This is a genomic window from Parafrankia sp. FMc2, from assembly GCF_041008525.1.
Lineage (GTDB): Bacteria > Actinomycetota > Actinomycetes > Frankiales > Frankiaceae > Parafrankia.
The window spans coordinates 48,235-54,989 of the sequence record NZ_JBFLUG010000049.1; the positions used below are offsets into that span (position 1 = coordinate 48,235).

4 protein-coding genes are annotated in these 6,755 nt (G+C 72.4%); 3 read left to right on the top strand and 1 reads right to left on the bottom strand.

The genetic code is table 11. The features are described 5' to 3' along the window. Nucleotide 1 precedes the first annotated feature (1 nt). From AB1460_RS18355 to pyk, 3 genes are all read left to right on the top strand, one after another. A complete protein-coding gene (locus tag AB1460_RS18355; protein WP_368962773.1) occupies nucleotides 2-778 on the top strand; it encodes an enoyl-CoA hydratase/isomerase family protein in 777 nt (258 codons plus the stop codon). Between the two features lie 23 nt (nucleotides 779-801). Then, nucleotides 802-2,943, top strand: a complete 2,142-nt coding sequence (locus AB1460_RS18360) for an ABC transporter transmembrane domain-containing protein (RefSeq protein WP_368962775.1) — start codon at nucleotides 802-804, stop codon at nucleotides 2,941-2,943. Nucleotides 2,944-3,246: 303 nt separating this feature from the next. Beyond that, nucleotides 3,247-4,662 (top strand): pyruvate kinase, encoded by a 1,416-nt coding sequence (gene pyk / locus AB1460_RS18365; protein WP_368962776.1) that lies wholly within the window; start codon nucleotides 3,247-3,249, stop codon nucleotides 4,660-4,662. A gap of 244 nt (nucleotides 4,663-4,906) precedes the next feature. Here the strand turns inward: pyk and AB1460_RS18370 are convergent, their stop codons facing one another. Next, nucleotides 4,907-5,413 (bottom strand): pyridoxamine 5'-phosphate oxidase family protein, encoded by a 507-nt coding sequence (locus tag AB1460_RS18370; RefSeq protein WP_368962777.1) that lies wholly within the window; start codon nucleotides 5,411-5,413, stop codon nucleotides 4,907-4,909. Nucleotides 5,414-6,755: the final 1,342 nt, after the last annotated feature.

Consider the following 6,755-nt stretch of genomic DNA (forward strand, 5'->3'; position numbering starts at 1 on the left):
CATGAGTGTGCCGGCCGCCGCTGCGTCCGCCGCGGCGGCGGTCGGGCTGGTCGTGAACGTGGCTGGCCCCTGTATCTCGCTCACACTGCGTGATGGCTGGACGGTTGGTGGCGCCGCGCGTGGTTCGGGTGCCAGGTCCGGTTCGCCGGACCTGGCCGCGGCCATGGAGGACTGCCTGCGCGGCCTGCCCGGGGACGTCCGCATCGTCCTGCTCCACGACCTGCACCATCTGCATGAGCACCACCATGACTCCAGCGAGCATGACTGCAGCGATCTCGGGCAGTGGCCACGGGTGGCCCGGCGGCTGTCCGAACGGGCGGACCTGCTCAGCGTCGCCCTGCTCACCGGGCGGACGTCCGGCCTCGGGCTCGCTCTCGCTCTCGCCTGCGACCTGCGGGTGATGGCCGACGACGCCGCACTCTGCCTCACCGACACCAGGGCGGGTCGCGTCCCGGCACTGGGCACCGCGAGTGCCCTCGTCGGAGCCGTCGGTTATGCCAACGCGCTCTGGCTGTGCCTCACCGGCGAGCCGGTGACCGCGGTCGAGGCCGCCCGCCTTGGCCTCGCCGCCCGCGTCGTCCCGGCGCGTGAGCTCGACGCCGAGGCCGATCGGCTGGTGACCCACCTGCTCGCCGGCCCGCGGGACGCCGCGACGGAGACGAAGGCACTGCTGGCCGGGGTGGCCGCCAGGAACGGACCCGCAGCCGTGCGACAGCACGAGGCGGAGACGGACGCCCTCACCCGTCTGCTCGGCACACCCGCACGGAATGCTGGGTAGCAACCCGGCGCTTACACCGTTACATGAGAACAGCCGCGGGCCAGAACTGGTCCACCATGCGGTCCTTCCAACGGGACCGCTCCGTCACCCAGGCCCGCCTGCGGCCCGGCACGGTGCGGCGGATCGTCGGCTTCGCCCGGCCGTACCGCCGGCTGCTGGCCGGCTTCGGCGCCCTCATCGTGCTCAGCGCGGCAACCGGCGCCGTCACCCCCCTGCTGCTCAAGGCGATCATCGACGACGGTGTCGTCCCCGGCCGTACCGGCGTCGTGCAGGTACTCGCGGGGGTCGTGGCCGGTCTGGCCGTCGTCGAGGCGCTCCTCGGCCTGGCCCAGCGCTGGTTCAGCGCCCGCGTCGGCGAGGGCCTCATCTACGAGATGCGCTCGCAGGTCTTCGACCACGTCCAGCGCCAGCCGCTCGCCTTCTTCGCCCGGACCCAGACCGGCGCGTTGATCACCAGGCTCAACAACGACGTCCTCGGCGCGCAGTCGGCGTTCACCAACACGCTGTCGGCGGTGTTGTCGAACATCCTCTCGGTCGGGTTCGTGCTGGCGGCGATGCTCAGCCTGTCCTGGGAGATCACCGTGGTCGCGCTGGTGCTGCTGCCGGTCTTCGTGGTGCCCGCGCGACTGCTCGCGCCGCGGCTCGCCGCGCTCACCCGGGAGAGCTACGGGCTGAACGCCGAGATGAACACACTGATGACGGAGCGGTTCAACGTCGCCGGGGCTCTGCTCACCAAGCTCCACGGCGAGCCGGACCGTGAGGCGGCGGCCTTCCGTGGCCGGGCCGGGCGGGTGCGTGACATCGGGATCACGCAGGCCATGTTCGGACGGATCTTCTTCGTCTCCCTGACGCTGGTCGCCTCGCTGGCGACGGCGATCGTCTACGGCTTCGGTGGGACGTTCGCCGCGCAGGGAACCCTGCAGGTCGGGACGATCGTGGCGCTCACCGCCTACCTGACCCGCCTGTACGGCCCGCTGACCCAGCTTTCGAACGTGCACGTCGACGTGATGACGGCGCTGGTCTCCTTCGAGCGGGTCTTCGAGGTGCTGGACCTGCGGCCGGCGATCGAGGACGCGGCGGACGCGGTCGACCTGCCGGCCGGGCCGCTGGCCGTCGAGTTCGACCACGTCGGGTTCCGCTACCCGGCCGCGGCCGAGGTGTCGCTGGCCTCGCTGGAGTCGACGGCGGTGCTGGAGACCCGGGCCAGCGAGCCGGTGCTGCACGACATCACGTTCCGGGTCGGCCCCGGCGAACTGGTCGCGCTCGTCGGCCCGTCCGGCGCGGGAAAGACCACGATCAGCCACCTCGTCGGGCGGATCTACGACGCGACCGACGGCACCGTCCGGGTCGGCGGGGTGGACGTCCGCCAGGCCCGCGGGCGCTCACTGCGGGCCGGGGTCGGCATCGTCACGCAGGACGCCCATCTTTTCCACGACACGATCCGGGCCAACCTGCTGTTCGCCCGGTCGGACGCCACGGAGGAGGACATGTGGGCGGCCCTGGACGCGGCGCAGATCGGCGCGTCGGTGCGGGGCCTGCCGGGCGGCCTGGACACGGTCGTCGGTGACCGCGGCTACCGGCTGTCCGGCGGTGAGAAGCAGCGGCTGGCCCTCGCCCGGCTCCTGCTCGCCGCGCCGGCGGTCGTCGTCCTGGACGAGGCCACCGCCCACCTGGACAGCGAGTCGGAGGCGGCAGTACAGCGCGCGCTGACCGCGGCGCTCGCTGGGCGCACGTCGCTGGTGATCGCGCACCGGCTCTCCACGATCCGCTCGGCCAACCGGATCCTGGTGGTCGACGGCGGGCGGATCGTCGAGGCAGGCACACACGAGGAGCTCATCGCAGGCGACGGGCTCTACGCCGAGCTCCACCGCACGCAGTTCGCCCCCGAGGCCGACGCCGTCCCGGCCGCGGGCGAGCCTGCCACCGGCACGGACGAGGGTGCCGCACACGGCGACGCCGGCGCTCCCGAAGAGGACTGGAGCGCCGGCGTCACCCTGGCGACTGTTCAGGCAGCCTCCGGGACGGCGGCCACACCGGTGGCGACGCCCCCCGGTCCGGCCAGTACGGATGTCCCCCCGGCGAGCCCGGGGCCGGGCACGTCGCCCGCCGGATCCGGACCGTCGTGGGGGACGGCGATGTCGATGTCACCGGACGCGCGCCGGTGAATTGCGGGATTGTTGGTCATGGCCGGGCTCCAGGTTGGTTCAGGGCGGTTCCACACCGCTGTCTGGATGTCCGGGATCGTTCGGCGCCGTTGCCAGCTTTCCCGTACCTGTCTGTTCGGCCCCACTTGCGGGCCGACCCTGCGAAGGTACGCCCGGGAGGCTGTTGCGCGCAGCATGTATCGGGACGCCCGGGTCGGAAACGGTCACAGACCCTGCTCGGGCCAAGCGGTGCAGAACCGGCGGGGCGGGGGTGTCACCAGGGGCCGCGGCCAATCCCGTGCGTTCGTTACCTAGGCTTTGACCGTGCCACGAAGAGCCAAGATAGTTTGCACCCTCGGTCCGGCCACCAACTCGCCTGAGATGGTCCGGGCCCTCGTCGACGCCGGAATGGACATCGCCCGGCTCAACTTCTCGCACGGAACGCACGAGCAGCACGCCGCCACCTACGCCCTGGTCCGGGAGGCGGCCGAGGCCGCCGGACGCAGCGTCGGCGCGCTGGCCGACCTGCAGGGCCCGAAGATCCGTCTCGGCAAGTTCGCCGACGGCGGAGTCACGCTGCTGCCCGGCCAGCACTTCACCGTCACGATCCGCGACGTCCTGGGTGATCAGGAGCAGGTCGGCACCACCTACACGGGCCTGCCCCGGGATGTCGCGGCCGGCGACACGATCCTCGTCGACGACGGCCGGCTCAACCTGCGCATCGAGGGCGTCGAGGACACCGACGTCCGCACCACCGTCGTGATCGGCGGCAAGGTCAGCGACAACAAGGGCATGAACATCCCGAGCGCGGCCCTGACCGTGCCGGCGCTGTCCGAGAAGGACGCCGCGGACCTGCGCTTCGCCCTGGAGCTGGGCGTCGACATGATCGCGTTGTCGTTCGTCCGGTCCGCTGAGGACTACCAGGCGGTCCGCTCGATCATGGATGACGTCGGCGTCAGGGTCCCGGTCCTGGCGAAGATCGAGAAGCCGCAGGCGGTGGACGAGCTCGACGGCATCATCGAGGCCTTCGACGGCCTCATGATCGCTCGTGGTGACCTCGGTGTCGAGCTCCCGCTCGAGGACGTCCCCCTGGTCCAGAAGCGGGCCGTCAGCCAGGCCCGCGAGCGGGCGAAGCCGGTCATCGTCGCCACCCAGGTCCTCGAGTCGATGGTCAGCGCGCCGCGCCCGACGCGTGCGGAGGCGAGCGACTGCGCCAACGCCGTGCTGGACGGCGCCGATGCCATCATGCTGTCGGCCGAGACCAGCGTGGGCACCTATCCCATCGAGGCGACCGCCACGATGGGCCGGATCATCGAGACCGCCGAGGCGGACCTCGGCCGGATCCCGCCGCTGCGCACCCCACCGCGGACGCTGGGCGGAGCGATCGCCCAGGCCGCGGTGAGCGTCGGGGAGGCGGTGGGCGCGCGGTACCTCGTCGCGCACACCCTGAGCGGGGACACCGCCCGCCGCCTCATCCGCTACCGCAGCTCCGTGCCCGTCCTCGCGTTCACGCCGCTGCCCGCGGTGCGCAACCAGATGTCGTTGTTCTGGGGCGTCGAGACCATCCTGGTGCCGTTCGCGGAGAGCACCGACGAGATGGTCCGGCAGGTCGACACGGCGCTGCGCAAGAACGGCTACTGCCAGCCGGGTGAGCTGGTGGTCGTCGTCGCCGGGACGCCGCCCGGCGTCGCGGGCATGACCAACGCGATGCGGGTGCACCGCATCGGTGAGGCGGTCTGACCGCTGAGCCAGGCCGGCCCCCGCGCCCCGATGGTGGTGGGGCCGGCCGTGGCGGTGCCGACAACGCTCGCGGTTCGCCCCCGCCGGTGCCAGTCGCGAGAGCTGTGCCCGGCGCATCGTCGAACTGCAGCTTCCGCGGCGGGCACGACGACAACTGTTCAGCGGCACCGGCACCGGCCGCGGGCCGGCGCTGCCGGGTGGAGTGGCCTGGGCGCGTGCGACGGCCGGCCCGCCAGTCCGCCGGTCAGCCCGCCGACCCGAGGTCGATCACGCGCCGTGGGTCGTCCGGATGGTTGATCTCGTCGAAGAGGGTCCACCGGTGGACCCGGATCTCGTAGAGCCGGTGCGCGTCGGCGTCCTCGCGCCACCGCTCGACATTGGCCAGCGGGGCGCCCGCCGGCCACCGCCGGTGGTAGATCGGGAGCAGGTCGTCGGCGGCGTCCTCGGGTACCTGCCGTGCCGTCCCCGCGAAGCTCACCCCCTGGACCTCCTGGCCGAGCCCGTCGAGCTCGATGGTCAGGACGGCGCCGCCCACCCGCCGGTCGGCCCGGATGTTCTGACAGTGCACCCGGTCGGGGCGCGAGATGAACAGGAGCCGATCGGGGTCGAACGAGCTCGCGTACCAGAGGTTGCAGACCACCGGTTCGCCGTCCGCCGCCAGTGTCGCGATCTGCATCACCTTTCCGTCCCGGACGTAGTCCCGGGTCAGGGTCAGATCGGCGGAGACTGCGTTGGATGTGGACGTTGACACGGGAATCCTCCCAATCGTCGGGTGTGCCCCGCAACGTGAACAGCACTCTCACCGGCTGGGGCCGAAGTCCCGCCGGCGGGCGGCCGACTGGCTGACCGTCGTTCAGGAATTTCTTCCGATCTTCGCTGTTTGATCGCGAACTGAAATCAGTAAACGCTTTTATGGGGGACGTGTCCTCCGTCACATTCGCCGTCGGCTGTGCGCGTTATCTCCTCGTTGCTCGCCGCGGCCGGGGTTGGGGTCGGGGTTCGCGGATCGAAGCGGAAATCGGACCGGGAACTGCGAAAACGCCGGAATCGGCTGCGTCGGCAGCATGTCTGTCACCAATGGGAAACACGCTGTGCGGGTATGGTAATCGCCGTCCTGGTGTTGACGCCCTGTGTAGTTGGTCCCGCACAACGGGCCGGATGACTGCTGGAGCACGGCGTGCGCCCGGCTCCGTTGATGGCACAGAGGTGGGTGCGGGTGCGGTGGTGGGTTGTCGCCGCTGACCTCATCCGCTACCGTCGGCGCGCCTGGCCGTCCCGGTGATGTTGGTGAGCCTCGTGGGCCCGGTCCTCGCCGGGGGCTGCTGATCCGCGATCCGCGCCGAGCCCGGCGGGCGCGGTGTGCGCGCTGCCGGGTGATGGGTTGGGCGTCCGCGTACTTAGGGGACGTTTTGTCCGGCCCGCGTGCTGGCGGCGGGCACAGGACGGATACCGTCGCCCGGTTCGCCGGTGAGCCGTCAGGACCGCCGGAGGGAAGCACCGCGCGTCAGGAGTGAGTGCATTGGCCGACCAGGGCGACCCGGCGGAAGGCGCAACGCCCGACACCGGCACCGGGAAGGGCGAAACCGCCGGCTCTGGTCGTGCCCGCCCCACCGACCCCGCCCCGCCGGCGAGTGCGCGGAGGGAGACGCCCTCCACCACCGCCGCGGATGCCGCCAGGACTGCGGCGGATGCCGCCAGGAAGGAGCGCGGCGGGTCTGCCGCCGGCGGCCGTGCCGCCGGCCCCGCACCCACCTCGGCCGCCACCGCCGCGCCCGGATCCGGCTCCAGCCCCGCGGCCCCGGCCCGGCCGGTGGCGCGGACACGGCCCGGAGTGCTGCCACCGCCGGGCGGGGGGGCGGCAGGAACATCGTCGCCCGGGCCCACCAGCCGGCCCGCCACGCGGGCTGCCCCCGCCACGCCCCCGAGCGCCGCACCGTCCTCCACCCCACGATCGACGGCCGCGCCGTCCGCCGGTGGTGCCGGGTGTCGATGACGCCGGGCGGGATGACCCGACAGGTGACGCCTTACCGGACGGTGGCGGCGGCGCGGCGGACCGGCGCCCTCCGGCGCGCCGGGTGCCCCAGGAGTGCGAG

What these genes read in the sequence shown, in the direction of transcription:
- AB1460_RS18360 (WP_368962775.1), top strand. Translation starts at nt 802, where the DNA reads ATGAGAACAGCCGCGGGCCAGAACTGGTCCACCATGCGGTCCTTCCAA.
- AB1460_RS18355 (WP_368962773.1), top strand. Translation starts at nt 2, where the DNA reads ATGAGTGTGCCGGCCGCCGCTGCGTCCGCCGCGGCGGCGGTCGGGCTG.